The sequence below is a fragment of the Bacillus sp. FSL M8-0063 genome, from assembly GCF_038005545.1.
Lineage (GTDB): Bacteria > Bacillota > Bacilli > Bacillales > Bacillaceae_G > Bacillus_A > Bacillus_A wiedmannii.
Window position 1 is genome coordinate 1,041,330 of the sequence record NZ_JBBOTJ010000001.1, and the last position, 14,497, is coordinate 1,055,826.

A 14,497-nucleotide genomic window follows, 5' to 3' on the forward strand; every position below is an offset into this window, starting at 1 on the left:
TGAACATTGTAGTAGGCAACCCGGGTTCCGCCGTTAAAAGGATAGAGTATCGGAGTTTTCCTGTACTTGAACAAGTGGGATTTATCAATCCAATTGAGGTGGTACCACGGTATTTACATTACATATATCGTCCTCTACATGCATATTTGCGTGTAGGGGACTTTTTTATTTTCTAAAGGAGGTGTGCGAGTATGAAATGAAAGTGTATAATTAATAAAAGTTTAAATATTCAGAAAAGGAGAATTTATGATGAAAGAAACACAGCAATGGACGTCGAAAATAGGCTTTGTACTCGCAGCAGCCGGAGCCGCAGTAGGTCTTGGTGCCATATGGAAATTTCCATATGTTGCAGGTAATGGTGGGGGAGGCGCATTCTTCCTTGTATTTTTACTATTAACTTTATTTATAGGTATGCCTTTACTATTAGCGGAGTTTGTTATTGGACGTAGCACTCAAAAAGAGGCGGTTACAGCTTATAAAGTACTAGTACCAAATAGTAAAGTATATCCTTGGATTGGTCGTATGGGAGTTGTAACTTGTTTTAGTGTACTCTCTTTCTATAGTGTTGTAGGTGGATGGATTTTACTGTATTTATACTATAGTGTTACAGGAAGTTTCTGGAATGGTGTTGTTGATTATGGAAAATTATTTGGTGAAACGATTTCAAATCCAGTAAGTGCGATTGGAGCGCAATTTATCTTTATGCTTTGTACTATTTTTGTAGTAAGTAAAGGTGTAGAGAAGGGAATAGAAAAGGCAAGTAAGTATATGATGCCGCTATTATTTATTTTGTTTATTGCAATCATAGTTCGTGCTTTAACACTTGATGGTGCTTTTGCTGGGGTAGAGTTCTTCTTGAAACCAGATTTTTCAAAGCTGACAGCAGATACGATTTTATACGCGATGGGACAATCGTTCTTCTCACTAACAGTAGGTGCCTCAGTAATGGTCACGTATAGTTCGTACTTGAAGAAAGAAGAACATTTAGCTAAATCAGCAACATCTATTGTAAGTTTAACGGTTTTTGTTACAGTACTTGCAGGATTAGCAATTTTCCCGGCGATTTTCGCATTAGGCGTTAAGCCGACTGAAGGACCAGGACTACTGTTTATCGTCCTTCCGGCAGTATTTGCGAAAATACCATTTGGACAATTTTTCTTCATTATGTTTTTAGTTTTATTCTTCTTTGCAACGTTAACATCTGCTATTTCCATGCTTGAAATTGTAGTAGCATCTGTTGCGAAAGATAATGAGAAAAAGCGTCCGTCAGCATCATTATTAATTGGTATTCTTATTTTTGCAGTTGGAATCCCGTCAGCATTATCGTTTGGAATTATGAGTGATGTGAAAATATTTGGTAAGACATTCTTTGATTTCGTCGATTTTTCGGTAAGTAATGTATTGCTGCCACTCGGAGTACTAGCCATTTCGCTATTCGTACCAAATAAAATGAGTAAAGAGATGTTAATGAAAGAATTAGAAGTTACGGAAACGAAAGGTAAAACATTATTTAATATTTGGTTCTTCTTGCTTCGTTATGTTATTCCAGTAACTGTAATTATTGTATTTTTAAATGCGATAGGCGTATTTAAAATGTTTGCATAATAAAAAGACGGAGATTTCTCCGTCTTTTTATTATGTTGTAGGTGTATTTAATAAACGATTATATGCTTTATAGGCTGTGACGACTGCGATAAATGATCCGATTAAAAATAATGCTGAGCCGCCAAATGTAAATAGCCGGCCGATGTAAGTTTCTCTAGCCTCTTCTATTTTTTGTTGTAATTGTGTATTCATATAATTCACCCCGTAAAATATAGGCGTTTAGTTGTAGTCTATGTGGAATGCCTATATTGTGTGAAGGGTATAGAAAAAACTCGGTGTGCACCGAGTTTTTTTCTATAATCCGATATAAGGAGATGGATCAACTGCATTTGTCTTGCCGACATTCCATTCTCCAAGGTGAAGTTCGAAGTGTAAATGTTGTCCGTATGATTGGCCAGTGTTCCCCATAAATCCAAGTTGAGTGCCTTGTTTTACGGTTTGTCCATTTGATACAGAACGGCTACTCATATGAGCATATACTGTCGTATATGTTTTTCCGTTTATACGGTGAGATAAATACACAACGTTTCCGTAACTAGATGATAATTCCGAGCGGATAACAACGCCGTCAGCGGCGGCAATAATTGGAACGGTTCCTGAAGCTGCGATATCGATTCCTTTATGGTTATCTATAGAGCGCACACCAAAGCCAGAAGTTTTTGATCCAGCTGCTGGCTTAATAAATCCGCCAATATTTGTATCGTGTGGTGTTGGAGCTGCTTGAGCTGTTTGAGCAGATGTAGTAGCTTGTTTACGAGCTTCTTCTGCCTTGCGAGCTTCCTCAGCTTTACGAGCCTCTTCGGCACGCTTTTCTTCTTCAATTGCTTTTTGAACAGCTTGACGCTGATTTTCTAGAATACCTTTGGATTCTTCTAACCCATCAATCTCTGAATCTACTTTTGCTACTTTCGTATGTAGATCGCTAATAAATGTTTGCTGTTGTTGTTGATTCGTTTGCAACTCTTGTTGTTTTTGAACTAATTTCTGTTCAGCGTCTTTTAGTTGTTGCTCTTTTTTCTCAACAGCCTCTTTTTCTTTCGTCACAGCATTTTGATCAGTTGTTTGTTTTTTCACAATATCAGTATCGTTGTTTAAAATTAAACTTACAGAGTACATATTATCAACAAGATCAGCAATGTTTGTAGAAGTTGTTATTACCTCTGTAATGATATTTGTACGAGGTTTTTCTTGCATAGATTGTAAACGTTGCTTAATAACTTCCTGACGCGTATCTATGTTTGTTTGTAATTGCTCTATATGTTTCTTTTTTTCAGTAATTACTTGTTGTGTTTTGTTAATTTCTTTTTTTGTATCGTTTAATTCAGCTTCGTTTTTATTAATAGAAGTAGTTAAGTCGTCAATTTTCTTTTGTAATTCTTGAATTTCTTTTTCTATTTGTTCTTTCTCAGCTGATTTATTTTGTAAGTCATTTTGTTTTCCTTCTAATTCAGATTGAATATTAGATAATTTATCTTGATTCGTTTCAGCGTATACGGGTGAAAGTAGTGGAGAAACAAAAATCGTTCCTACTGCTAAAACACTAAACGCCGCAAATTTCTTTTTCATAGTTGTCTGGCTCCTTTCCCTATGAATGTTATATATCATAAGAAGAAGAGTGTCTATCGTTGTAACCATAATGTAAAGAAAATTTTATAAAATTGCTAAGTTTTGTCGGAAATTATCATTTTTTAATGATAATTGTCATGTTGGATGCGCTTTTTTATTCGTTCAACAAGGATGTATTTTTTGGATTTTGTTGTAAAATAAAGGAAAAATATATTTGTTTTATATAGTAAAATAGTAGACAGGAATCCAATGAAACACTGATAAGGAATCGTTCTCATGTGAGGTTTTCTGACATGGGTTTTGTTTTTGTCAAGAAAATTATTTGCATTCGGGCAAAGTTATTTTGTTGTCAGATTTTAAATTTTGATTTATGATTTTTAACAGGGACAAAATGTAGTGAATTGTCGAATAATATGTAATACTCTTAATTTCGAGTTTTATAGAGATAGAATGAGAGATAGAGTGACACATCGAAGAGGGGGTTACAACAAATATGAAAAGAATAGGACTTGCATGGCAAATATTAATAGGACTTGCGCTTGGTATTGCAGTTGGGGCGATTTTCTTTGGCAATCCGGCAGTGGTGAGTTACTTACAACCAATTGGTGATATTTTCATCCGATTAATTAAAATGATCGTTGTACCGATTGTTGTAGCAAGTATTGTTGTTGGGGTTGCTGGTGTTGGCGATGTTAAAAAATTAGGTCGACTAGGCGGAAAAACAATTCTTTATTTTGAAATTATTACAACAATTGCAATTATTGTCGGTCTATTGATTGCGAATATTTTCCAACCTGGAAAAGGCGTAAATATGGAGCAGTTAACAAAGACAGATATTTCGAAATATACACATACGACAGAGCAAGTGCAAAGTCATTCCTTTGCAGATACATTTGTAAATATTGTTCCAACGAACATTATGAAGTCATTAGCTGACGGAGATATGCTTGCTATTATCTTCTTCTCTGTACTATTTGGTTTAGGTGTAGCAGCAATTGGTGAAAGAGGAAGACCGGTTCTTCAATTTTTCCAAGGTGTAGCTGATGCAATGTTTTACGTAACGAACCAGGTTATGAAATTTGCACCATTTGGTGTGTTTGCGCTAATTGGAGTTACAGTTTCTACATTTGGTCTCGCTTCATTAATTCCATTAGGGAAATTATTAATTGTAGTATACGGAGCAATGATTTTCTTCGTTGTAGTCGTATTAGGACTTACAGCGAAAATATTTGGAATTAACATTTTCCAATTCTTTAAGATTTTAAAAGACGAGCTGATTTTAGCATATTCTACAGCTAGTTCAGAAACAGTTTTACCGAAAATCATGGAGAAAATGGAGAAGTTCGGTTGTCCGAAAGCAATTACATCTTTCGTTATTCCGACAGGTTATTCATTTAACTTAGATGGATCAACTTTATATCAAGCAATTGCGGCTATTTTCTTAGCGCAAATGTACGGTATTGATTTATCTATTACACAACAAATTACATTATTACTTGTATTGATGGTAACATCAAAAGGTATCGCAGGCGTACCGGGCGTATCATTCGTTGTATTATTAGCGACACTTGGTACAGTAGGTATTCCACCTGAAGGTTTAGCATTCATCGCTGGTATTGACCGTATTTTAGATATGGCTCGTACAGCAGTTAACGTTGTAGGTAACTCTTTAGCAGCTGTAGTTATGTCTAAGTGGGAAGGTCAGTATGACGCTGAAAAAGGACAAGCCTACTTGAAAGAAATTTCTAATAAGCAAGCAGCTTAATTATAATTTGAACAAGCTCTCACATAATATGTGGGGGCTTTTCTATATAGAAGGGGAGCGGACGTAATGAAACGTAAATATGGTGACGGTTCTTCGTGGAAGCGACTAATAGAGAAGAATTATACGGTTAAGCAAGTAGAAGAAGGAATGCTAGGAATATTAGAAATAAAAAAGGTAAGAGAACCTAGTTGTAAAGAATATGATGGTAAAGAACTTTGTATCGCAGGGAATCAATATACGTGGATTCAATATTTCATAGACGGGAAAAACTTTGCGATTACAGCTATGTTAGATGATCAGAAAAAATTAGTGCAATATTATATCGATGTGGCGAAAGAATATAAAATTGACGACCGTGGTTTACCGTATTTTGATGATTTATATTTAGATGTAGTGTTATTACCGAACGGTAAAATGTATATATTGGATGAAGATGAGCTAGAGGATGCTTATAAAAGTAGCGATGTTACAAAAGAAGAGTATGAGTTAGCTTGGTACACTACGAAATGGATAATAGATGCAATAAAAAATAATGAATATTATTGGATTTCAATATTGGAAGAAGAAATCAAAAAGTTAAAATGATTGTTGTATTCAAATTTTTGCATAATTACCAAAAAAATCTATACAAAAAATAATTGACTTTTGTTTTGTAAGCGAGTAAAGTTAGGGAAGAAATTATTATTAAAAAATAAATATGAAACCTTCTTATAAAGAGAGGCGGAGGGACTGGCCCTACGATGCCTCGGCAGCGGACTCGATTTCAGAGTGCTGTGCCAAATCCAGCAAGCATGTGCTTGAAAGATGAGAAGAGTGTTTCTTATAGATGTATAAGACCTCTTCTCATTGGAAGAGGTCTTTTGTTATTCATTAGAAAAAGGTTGAAACTAGGGAGAGATGGTACTTTGAAAGAAACGAGAGGAAATGGTTTGGCTTTATTACCGCTTGGGATATTTTTGGCGCTATTTATTGGTTCTGGAATTATTACAGGTGATTTCTATAAATTGCCGATACTTGTAGCAATTTCAATTGCTGTAGGGGTCGCTTTAGCAATGAATCGTAAAGAAAGCTTTAATGTAAAAGTAGAACGATTTGCTAAAGGTGCAGGGAACCCAGATATTATGATTATGGTTCTAATTTTTGTGCTTGCAGGAGCATTTTCTGAAACGGCAAAAGGGATGGGCGGCGTTGATTCTACAGTTAACCTAGCGTTATCAATTTTACCGCAAGGGTTTATCGTAGCTGGAATTTTTGTTATAGGGGCATTTATTTCATTAGCGATGGGAACTTCAATGGGAACGATTGCTGCATTAGCACCGATTGCTGTAGGTATTAGTGGGCAAACTGATATCTCAATTGCACTTACGATGGCTACCGTTGTTGGCGGAGCGATGTTTGGTGATAATTTATCATTTATTTCAGATACAACAATCGCAGCTGTACGTTCGCAAGGAACAGAAATGAAAGATAAGTTTAAAACGAACTTTTTAATTGTATTACCAGCGGCTATTATTACAATTGTACTATTAGTAATCATTACTTTAGGAAGCGATACGCAGATTAAAGCGCATAGCTTTGACTGGATAAAGATTTTACCGTATGCAGGAGTACTTATTACAGCATTGCTTGGTTGGAATGTACTTATTGTGTTAACTGGTGGAACTGTACTATCTGGCGTTATCGGTCTTTTAGATGGAAGTTACACGTTAGAGAGTTTCTTTAAAAGTGTAACGTCTGGAATGGGCGGTATGATGGAGTTAGTATTACTTGCTATTTTAATTGGTGGTATGGTCGAACTGATTCAATATAACGGTGGCATTCAATATTTAATGAATCTTTTAACGCGTAACATTCGTTCGAAAAAAGGAGCAGAGTTCGGTATTGCTGGCTTAGTGAGTCTGACGAATATGTGTACAGCGAATAATACGATTTCTATTATCTTTACAGGTCCGCTTGCGAAAAACATTGCAGATCAATATGAAATTGACCCTCGTAAATCAGCGAGTGTATTAGATCTTTTCTCATGCTGTGTGCAAGGATTAATTCCGTATGGTGCGCAAATGTTAACGGCAGCAGGATTTGCGGCGTTATCTCCGATTGAATTGTTACCATATGCGTTTTATCCAATCTTAGTTGGAGTATGTGGAATCATTTCTATATTAATTGGTTTCCCGAGGTTTTCTAAAGTAGCGGGAAAGAAAGAGTATCACAAAACAGCATAATTTAAAATGAAGTTTATGAATAGTAACGAAAGCCGTACAGAGAATGTTCTCTGTACGGCTTTTTATGTGCAATAAAAGAGTGAATCATCCTATCCTACCGCATATTTTTACAAAAGGCTGAATGCAACTCAGTCTTAAGTCTGAGTCGAAAACGGTTCTTAAGCTCGTTATGGAAAAGTGAAAAAATAGTTAAGATAAGAGTATCAAATCGAAGGGAGGCAAGCACAAGATGAAACAATTTCTAGCGTTTATCGCGGCCGCTATTTTGGCTTTAATTGCTCTTGGTAGTCTTGCTGGTATTGTAGGATTCGCAATCGGAGCAGGAGTTGTGTACTGGAGCTATAAATCATTTGTGCGAGCACAATCATTTTTTGGAAAGTTAGCTTGGGGTATTGTAGGTTTGATCGGCTTGTCCATCGCACTTTCGCACTCCCCAGCATTAATCGGTATCGCAGCATTAGTAGTTTTATACTACGGATACCGTGAGTGGAAAAAAGAAAAAAATGTAGTTGTTGATTCTGCACCAGAAAGTTCTAAACCATATAGCAACTTTGAAGATGAGTGGAACAAGTTAATGAAAAACTAATAAAAAACTAATAAAAAATTAATAAAAACCAAATCAAATTGATAAAGTAGAAGAGAGGAAGATTATAATGAAACAATCTTTATTCGGACGTGTACGCGATGCAATTTTAGCAGATTTTCATAATGTGTTAGATGAGAAAGAAAGAAAGAATCCAATCGCGATGTTAAACCAATATTTACGCGATAGTGAGCGTGAAATAATAAAAATTGAGAAGTTAATTGAGCGCCACAAAACATTAAAATCTAATTTCGCTCGTGAGCTTGAGCAAGCACGTTATTTCGTTAATAAAAGATCAAAGCAAGCGATCGTCGCTCAAGAAGCAGGCGAATTACAACTACATGAGCGTGCGTTAGAAGAAGTAGCGTATTATGAAGGGCAAGTAACTCGATTAGAAGAAATGTATGCAGGTGTTGTAGATCAAATTGATGAGTTAGAGCGTCGTCTTGCTGAGATGAAAAATAAATTAAAAGAAATGCATGCAAAACGTATGGAATTAATGGCACGTGAAAATATGGCACATGCAAATCGTCGTATGAATACAGCGATGCATAAAATGGATGAAAATAATCCGTTCTTACGCTTTGAAGAAATTGAAGATCATATTTGCGACTTAGAATCTCGTATAAATGAGGAGCATGAACGTGACACATTTGATATGAAGATTGCAAAGCTTGAGCGTGAAATGAAAGAGAAGAATGATGTATCGTTAACGAAAGAGTTAACAAAATAATAGTAGTATATTATAAAACAGGCTTATGATATAGTGATAGGAGAAAAGGTGTTGGAAAGCAATGCCTTTTCTTCTATGTATATGTGACAAGAAGGGGGGAGCTGAAATGAAGAAGCATTTTTCAAAAACACAATTAATGGGGATGCTCCTCATCATATTTGGATTCGGTCTTTTTCTTGATATGATACTTGGACATTTTGAACCAGGTGGTCTCATTTTTGCATTTATTATGCTTATGTTTGGAAGGCATTATCGTAAGAAGAATCGTTACGTACGGGGAAATGTATTTTTATTTGTTGGTGGTATCGTATTTCTATTCTTCTTATTTTCATCAGCAGCATTTGTTCTTGTCGTATTTGCTTGTTTAGCTTTAATTGGTTATCAACTGATTCAACAAGGACATCAGCAAAAAGCAATGAAGGTTGAAATTAAAGAAAAAGGGATTATAGATGAAGAGAAGCAAATATATCGCACAGAACCATATTTAAAAAATATGTTTGTAGGGAATATACGAATGATGGATCATATTTATGAACTTGAGGATATTAATGTTCAATATGGTGCTTGTGATGTGGAAATAGATTTAACAACTGCTATGATCCCAGAAGGGGAGACGGTAATTGTTATTCGAGGTGTCGTTGGTAATATTCGTTTATATGTGCCATATGATATTGAACTGTCTTTAAATCATTCTGTTATTGTTGGACGTGTGATCCTGCCAGGTCATGAAGAGACAGGGTTTAACCGCAATGTTACATTTAGAACAGAGCAGTATAAAGAAGCTCCTCGTCGTATTAAAATTATTTCTTCGCTTGTCGTAGGCGATACGGAAGTGAGGAAAGTATAATGAAGAAACAAAAAAATATTTCGTGGATGTATATTCGTTATTCTATGTTGTCTTCTGTTAGTATCGCACTCATTTGTACAATTGTATACGTATGGAAAAGCGAGCAACAAGTGTATGATTTATTATGGAAGGAATCCATTGCTTCTGTTCCAATTGGCTTGTTTATTATGACTACAAGTTTACTTATCGGGGGAATTGTAGGATATGCAATCGGTTACTATATAGAGCAGCGTATACAAGGGTTAAATACTTTTCTATTTGAAGTGGAGCGAGGGAATTTTCCGAGCGATGTTTCGTTTACTGCAGATGATGAATTTCATGAAGTAGAACGAAAAGTAATCGGTCTTGCTCGTCGATTAGAGGAGCAAGCTGGACTCTTTCAAAAAGTAACGAATGAACGAGCTCATTGGAATGAAGAGATGAGACAAGAAGCGATATCCCAAGAAAGGCATCGATTGGCGAGGGAGCTGCATGATTCTGTAAGTCAGCAGCTTTTTGCAATGTCGATGATGATGTCGGCTATTAATGAACAAGTAGCTGAAATTCCAGAAACGACAAAAAAGCAGTTGCAGCTCGTTGAAAATATGGTTGTAAATGCACAATCAGAAATGAGAGCATTGCTTCTTCATTTACGGCCTGTACAATTAGAAGGTAAGAAACTGACACAAGGTATAGAGGAATTATTAACGGAATTATCGCGAAAGCAACATATGAAAATTGAATGGCTAATCGAGCCAATAGAATTGAAAAAAGGTGTAGAAGATCATTTATTTCGTATTGTGCAAGAAGCTTTATCCAATACTTTACGACATGCGAAAGCGAAGAAAACGGAAGTACGTCTTCGGAAAATTGATCAATATGCAATTCTAAAAATTATTGATGATGGCGTTGGATTTGAAGTCGGAGTGAATAAGGCTGGTTCATATGGTTTAAGATCAATGCAAGAGCGTGTTCATGAGATTGGTGGGACATTAAAAGTACTTAGTTTCCCGGCTAAAGGGACGCAAATAGAAGTAAAAGTACCGATTATGATTGAGAGAGGGGGAGAATCATGATAAAAGTGTTACTTGTCGATGATCATGAAATGGTTCGAATGGGTGTATCAGCATATTTATCAACGCAGCCAGATATAGAAGTAGTTGGAGAAGCTGAAAATGGAAGAAAAGGTTCAGAGTTAGCACTGCAATTAAGACCAGATATTATTTTGATGGATCTTGTCATGGACGAGATGGATGGGGTTGAAGCAACACGTGCTATTATTCAGGAATGGCCAGAAGCGAAAATTGTAGTTGTAACGAGCTTTTTAGATGATGAGAAATTGTACCCTGTTATTGAGGCTGGAGCGACAAGTTATTTATTAAAAACATCAAGAGCAAGTGATATAGCAGACGCTGTACGAGCTACTTATGATGGAGAAACGGTATTAGAGCCAAAAGTTACTGGTAAAATGATGTCTCGTATGCGTCAGAAGAAAGAACAAGCTTTGCATGAGGAGTTAACAGAAAGAGAGTCTGAAATTTTGTTATTAATTGCAGAGGGGAAAAGTAATCAAGAGATTGCAGATGAATTGTTTATTGCCCTCAAAACAGTAAAGACACATGTGAGTAATATTTTAAATAAGCTAAATGTAAGTGACCGGACACAGGCGGTTATTTATGCGTTTAGACATCAATTGACGAAATGATAAAGTGAAACTTTAATCAGTGGGGGCTATCCCACTGATTATTAGTTAACGCCAAATCTTTTTATTGACGTTAATAAATGTAATCGTTATCATTAAGTTGTTAACAGTACATACAAAGGGGAGAGAGTGTATGTTAGTTCAAACGATATTTGGCATGGATAAGTCTAAAAAATTAGGGGATTATGTGAACGCATTACAAGCGCTTTGTGAACAATATAATGTTGAAACAGATAAAATTGCAATTGTTGAGGCGACAGAAGAGTACTATTTATTTTTAGTAAAGCAAGAAGATTGCTACGATGTTGTCAAAGTAGAAACAGTGGATACAAATATCGAATATTATACGAAAGCGTATAAAATAAGCAGTTTTAATCATACTGCTTATCAAAAGTAAAAAAACTCCCTTTCGGGAGTTTTTTAGGATGCTTTTACTTCGCGGGAATCGGTTATTAAGGGAACTTTTTTCGCACCGCTTAACTTAGCGATTGTAAGGCCGATAATAGCCCCGGCTAATGCTGGTATTAACCAGCCTATTCCTTCCTTATATAAAGGGATAAATTCAAAGTATGGTGTGATAAATGAAACTGAAATACCACCTTGCTTTAATCCATCAAATACGCTTACGATTGCTGCTCCAATTAAAGCACCTACATAAACAGAGCGATATCCACCGAAATATTTATGAAGTAATGATAGGAGAACGAGTACAATTGCAATTGGATATACAACAAGTAGAATTGGAACAGAGATGGCAATAATTTTCGTTAAACCTAAGTTGGCAACTAATAATCCTAACGCACAAATGATAATCGCGAACATTTTGTATGAAAATGTAGTCAATAATGTTGAGAAATATTGACTACACGCAGATACAAGTCCAACACAAGTCGTTAGACAAGCGAGTGTAACGATTAGAGATAATAGAAGTAAACCGTATGGACCGAATAATTGCTGTACGATAACAGTAAGTAATTGTCCGCCATTTTGTGCATATCCGAGCGAGACGCTAGTTGCACCGAGCCAGCCAAGTGCACCATATACAAGTACGAGACCAGTAGCGGCAATAAGTCCTGCTTTCGCTGTTGCGATAGCAATGGATTTACGATCTTTCACACCTTTAGAGCGAATGGCATTTACAACGATAATTCCAAATGCAAGCGCAGAAATGGTATCCATCGTTAAGTATCCTTCCATAAAGCCTTTGAAGATTGGAGAAGTTTGATACTCTTGCATTGCTGGTCCTGATTGCCCGAGTGGTGTAAATACACTTTTAACAAATAGTAAGAAAATAGAGAGTAATAAAATAGGTGTTAAAATATTTCCGATGCGATCGACAAGTTTAGATGGATTTAAACTAAGCCAAAATACGATAGCGAAGAAGATGACCGTGTATAAAAATAGAGCTAGGTTACTAGAGCGAATTGTTTCCGGTAAGAAAGAACTAACACCCATTTCATAAGCGACATTTGCAACGCGTGGAATTCCCATAGAAGGACCGATTGCGATGTATACAACTACAGTAAAGAAAATTCCGAATAATGGGTGAACATGACTTGCAAGTTGTTGCATACCGTTTCCTGATAAAGAAATTGCAATAACAGTTAATAATGGTAAACCGACTCCTGTTAGTAAAAATCCAATCATTGCCGGCCAAAAGTTTTCACCTGCATTTTGTCCAAGCATGGGAGGGAAAATTAAATTACCTGCCCCAAAAAATAAAGAAAATAGCATAAGACCCGTGAAAAAAATATGTTTTTTTGATACAGTGTTCATTGTTTTTCCTCCTTTTTTAAATTCATTTGTAAGAACACAAAAAACTCGTCCCTAAAGAAAGGGACGAGTTATATTTACCCGCGATACCACCCTAATTTATACATGTAGAAATTAGTCTATATGTATACGGCTTTACAACGTACAACATGATACGTGTTCCTTGTAACGGGGGACAGCCGGTAAGAACTTACTGTGACATTCGGTTCTACTTCTCGGAGATGATTTTCGGCTACGCACTGAACGTTGGCTTTCAGCAAATCGCCAACTCTCTGGGGGACAGTCCTATAACGTACTCGTTCTCGTCAATGAATTTTTATTCAAGTATTCTGAAAGTATTGTCACATGTTTTTTTTTGAAAGTCAATATTTTTTTGAAAGATATATGTATATACGGAAATATTGAATGTGATATTCGTTGATGTAAAGGGAATGGTGGATTGTAAAACGGGAGTGAAAATTTGTAGAGAATTGTAAAATTTGTAGAGAAAGTTGATATTTATAGGAGTAAAGAAGGTATTGTTTGAATTTACAGAGAATAATACAACAATCCACTTGCTGGAAAGAACAAACCAAAAGAGGTGACTGAAATGCTTGCGATGGGAGTATTATTTGGCATTATTGCTATAATTGGTTTTATGTGGTTATATTATTCGCGTTCGTTTAAACAAGCAGAAGTTTTACTCTTTCAAAAAGGTAGTTTGTTGACAAATCAGTCTAGATATTTAGTATGTCCGAAGTGTGGAAGTGCACAGGCCAGAAGTGGAGGCTATCAAGAGTGTTGCAAAATTAGATTATGAAAGAAGGAAGCCTCACATTATGTTGTGAGGCTTCCTTCCTTACAATTTCATGGCGCTCCAAATTGTCCACCGATCTCTTTCGATAATAGGAGAGATGCTTTGTAGTGCGGTCTGGACTTGTTGTAGAAGTTGAGAAAGTTCATGATCTGTTAATTCATATAGAATGGATCGACCTGTTCGAGGTGATAAATCTTGTAGCAATGCTTCTACAGAATCATGTATTTTTCGTACTTCCCATTGTGTTTGAGAGGGGAACACGTGAAGAAAATGTTTTTGTAATTCTTGCTGTATCGTGGTGGTTTTTGGCCGCCTTTTTGATTCTATTTCAATGAGTTTTGGAAAGATAGAGAAAAAATATCCACGAATGTGTTCGGGGCTTCCAGGAATTGTACAATCTTCAATGGTTCGGTCTTGTACAATAAGTACACCGTTTTTCTTTAATATACGAGAAGCTTCACGTAGAAATGTAGGAATGTCTTGTAAATGATGAATCACTGCGCGCGAAATAACAATGTCGAATGTATCATTAGAATATGGGACGCTATGTGCATCACCGTGAATGAATGAAATATTTGGAAAGCCGCTACAATTTTCTTTTGCAGCTTGTAATATTTCTTTTGAAAAATCAAGTCCAATGACATTTTTTGCCCCCATAAGAGCAAGTTCTTTCGTATAAATCCCGCCACCACAGCCAATATCAATTATTTGTTTGTTTTGTATATTTGTAATACTTTTTATCATTTCTCCCCAAGAAATATGGGCGTTTCGCTGTGCGTATGTGTATTTATTATTTGCATCGTGAAAATTAATGGACATGAAAAAGACCTCCTTTCAATACTTAGTATAGCGTATTTTATAGTGTGTCACGTTTTTGTTTTTTATATGAAGAGTATAAGAATTTCTTATTGTAAGAGGAGGATTAA

General features: G+C 35.9%; 15 protein-coding genes, 1 riboswitch and 2 other annotated features (1 of these 18 running past the window's edge). Of the genes, 11 read left to right on the forward strand and 4 right to left on the reverse strand.

The window, feature by feature from the left end; all coding sequences use genetic code 11:
• Positions 1-138, forward strand: a binding site (T-box leader); it begins 110 nt to the left of the window's first position.
• A 111-nt stretch (positions 139-249) separates the two neighbouring features.
• The gene (locus tag MKX31_RS05385) at positions 250-1,605 is read left to right on the forward strand and encodes a sodium-dependent transporter (RefSeq protein WP_064476656.1); all 1,356 of its coding nucleotides are present in this window, start codon (positions 250-252) and stop codon (positions 1,603-1,605) included.
• A gap of 30 nt (positions 1,606-1,635) precedes the next feature.
• Here MKX31_RS05385 and MKX31_RS05390 read toward each other — a convergent pair whose 3' ends face one another.
• Together MKX31_RS05390 and MKX31_RS05395 are read right to left on the reverse strand one after the other, a co-directional pair.
• Positions 1,636-1,797, reverse strand: coding sequence for a hypothetical protein (locus MKX31_RS05390; RefSeq protein WP_001096003.1), 162 nt, complete (start codon positions 1,795-1,797; stop codon positions 1,636-1,638).
• A gap of 102 nt (positions 1,798-1,899) precedes the next feature.
• Positions 1,900-3,171 carry a murein hydrolase activator EnvC family protein gene (locus tag MKX31_RS05395; protein WP_340980247.1) on the reverse strand — a complete coding sequence of 424 codons (1,272 nt, stop codon included), beginning with the start codon at positions 3,169-3,171 and terminating at the stop codon, positions 1,900-1,902.
• Between the two features lie 493 nt (positions 3,172-3,664).
• Between MKX31_RS05395 and gltP the strand changes: the two genes are divergently transcribed.
• The 9 genes from gltP (at position 3,665) to MKX31_RS05440 (ending at position 11,399) form a co-directional block, all read left to right on the forward strand.
• Positions 3,665-4,936: a glutamate/aspartate:proton symporter GltP gene (gene gltP, locus MKX31_RS05400; protein ID WP_064476654.1), complete on the forward strand. Its 1,272-nt coding sequence runs from the start codon at positions 3,665-3,667 to the stop codon at positions 4,934-4,936.
• Positions 4,937-5,002: 66 nt separating this feature from the next.
• On the forward strand, positions 5,003-5,521 hold the full coding sequence (locus MKX31_RS05405; RefSeq protein WP_088048387.1) for a DUF402 domain-containing protein: 519 nt from the start codon (positions 5,003-5,005) through the stop codon (positions 5,519-5,521).
• A 120-nt stretch (positions 5,522-5,641) separates the two neighbouring features.
• Positions 5,642-5,747: riboswitch (SAM riboswitch) on the forward strand.
• A 94-nt stretch (positions 5,748-5,841) separates the two neighbouring features.
• The gene (locus MKX31_RS05410; RefSeq protein ID WP_064476694.1) at positions 5,842-7,158 is read left to right on the forward strand and encodes a Na+/H+ antiporter NhaC family protein; all 1,317 of its coding nucleotides are present in this window, start codon (positions 5,842-5,844) and stop codon (positions 7,156-7,158) included.
• 229 nt (positions 7,159-7,387) lie between these two features.
• On the forward strand, positions 7,388-7,744 hold the full coding sequence (locus tag MKX31_RS05415; protein WP_064476652.1) for a lmo0954 family membrane protein: 357 nt from the start codon (positions 7,388-7,390) through the stop codon (positions 7,742-7,744).
• Positions 7,745-7,811: 67 nt separating this feature from the next.
• Entirely contained in the window at positions 7,812-8,474 is a 663-nt protein-coding gene (locus MKX31_RS05420; protein WP_098111205.1) for a PspA/IM30 family protein, read from the forward strand.
• A 106-nt stretch (positions 8,475-8,580) separates the two neighbouring features.
• Entirely contained in the window at positions 8,581-9,321 is a 741-nt protein-coding gene (gene liaF, locus MKX31_RS05425) for a cell wall-active antibiotics response protein LiaF (protein WP_098111206.1), read from the forward strand.
• A complete protein-coding gene (locus MKX31_RS05430; RefSeq protein WP_064476649.1) occupies positions 9,321-10,376 on the forward strand; it encodes a sensor histidine kinase in 1,056 nt (351 codons plus the stop codon). The genes liaF and MKX31_RS05430 overlap by 1 nt, the downstream gene beginning before the upstream one ends.
• Positions 10,373-11,005, forward strand: a complete 633-nt coding sequence (locus tag MKX31_RS05435) for a response regulator (RefSeq protein WP_098111207.1) — start codon at positions 10,373-10,375, stop codon at positions 11,003-11,005. The genes MKX31_RS05430 and MKX31_RS05435 overlap by 4 nt, the downstream gene beginning before the upstream one ends.
• 97 nt (positions 11,006-11,102) lie before the next feature.
• Positions 11,103-11,399 (forward strand): DUF3922 domain-containing protein, encoded by a 297-nt coding sequence (locus tag MKX31_RS05440; protein WP_116329309.1) that lies wholly within the window; start codon positions 11,103-11,105, stop codon positions 11,397-11,399.
• Positions 11,400-11,422: 23 nt separating this feature from the next.
• Here the strand turns inward: MKX31_RS05440 and brnQ3 are convergent, their stop codons facing one another.
• On the reverse strand, positions 11,423-12,778 hold the full coding sequence (gene brnQ3, locus MKX31_RS05445) for a branched-chain amino acid transport system II carrier protein BrnQ3 (RefSeq protein WP_064476648.1): 1,356 nt from the start codon (positions 12,776-12,778) through the stop codon (positions 11,423-11,425).
• Between the two features lie 56 nt (positions 12,779-12,834).
• Positions 12,835-13,093, reverse strand: a binding site (T-box leader).
• A gap of 271 nt (positions 13,094-13,364) precedes the next feature.
• On the opposite strand from brnQ3, the gene MKX31_RS05450 reads away from it, so the two are divergent.
• On the forward strand, positions 13,365-13,574 hold the full coding sequence (locus MKX31_RS05450; protein ID WP_000880630.1) for a hypothetical protein: 210 nt from the start codon (positions 13,365-13,367) through the stop codon (positions 13,572-13,574).
• A gap of 39 nt (positions 13,575-13,613) precedes the next feature.
• On the opposite strand, the gene MKX31_RS05455 is transcribed toward MKX31_RS05450, so the two are convergent.
• The gene (locus MKX31_RS05455) at positions 13,614-14,390 is read right to left on the reverse strand and encodes a class I SAM-dependent methyltransferase (protein ID WP_064476647.1); all 777 of its coding nucleotides are present in this window, start codon (positions 14,388-14,390) and stop codon (positions 13,614-13,616) included.
• Positions 14,391-14,497: the final 107 nt, after the last annotated feature.

Excerpts from the sequence above, each read along its gene's own strand:
- MKX31_RS05405 (WP_088048387.1), top strand. The coding sequence starts at position 5,003 with ATGAAACGTAAATATGGTGACGGTTCTTCGTGGAAGCGACTAATAGAG.
- MKX31_RS05420 (WP_098111205.1), top strand. The coding sequence starts at position 7,812 with ATGAAACAATCTTTATTCGGACGTGTACGCGATGCAATTTTAGCAGAT.
- MKX31_RS05430 (WP_064476649.1), top strand. The coding sequence starts at position 9,321 with ATGAAGAAACAAAAAAATATTTCGTGGATGTATATTCGTTATTCTATG.
- MKX31_RS05415 (WP_064476652.1), top strand. The coding sequence starts at position 7,388 with ATGAAACAATTTCTAGCGTTTATCGCGGCCGCTATTTTGGCTTTAATT.
- MKX31_RS05455 (WP_064476647.1), bottom strand. The coding sequence starts at position 14,390 with ATGTCCATTAATTTTCACGATGCAAATAATAAATACACATACGCACAG.
- MKX31_RS05450 (WP_000880630.1), top strand. The coding sequence starts at position 13,365 with ATGCTTGCGATGGGAGTATTATTTGGCATTATTGCTATAATTGGTTTT.
- gltP (WP_064476654.1), top strand. The coding sequence starts at position 3,665 with ATGAAAAGAATAGGACTTGCATGGCAAATATTAATAGGACTTGCGCTT.
- MKX31_RS05395 (WP_340980247.1), bottom strand. The coding sequence starts at position 3,171 with ATGAAAAAGAAATTTGCGGCGTTTAGTGTTTTAGCAGTAGGAACGATT.
- liaF (WP_098111206.1), top strand. The coding sequence starts at position 8,581 with ATGAAGAAGCATTTTTCAAAAACACAATTAATGGGGATGCTCCTCATC.
- MKX31_RS05390 (WP_001096003.1), bottom strand. The coding sequence starts at position 1,797 with ATGAATACACAATTACAACAAAAAATAGAAGAGGCTAGAGAAACTTAC.
- brnQ3 (WP_064476648.1), bottom strand. The coding sequence starts at position 12,778 with ATGAACACTGTATCAAAAAAACATATTTTTTTCACGGGTCTTATGCTA.
- MKX31_RS05385 (WP_064476656.1), top strand. The coding sequence starts at position 250 with ATGAAAGAAACACAGCAATGGACGTCGAAAATAGGCTTTGTACTCGCA.
- MKX31_RS05435 (WP_098111207.1), top strand. The coding sequence starts at position 10,373 with ATGATAAAAGTGTTACTTGTCGATGATCATGAAATGGTTCGAATGGGT.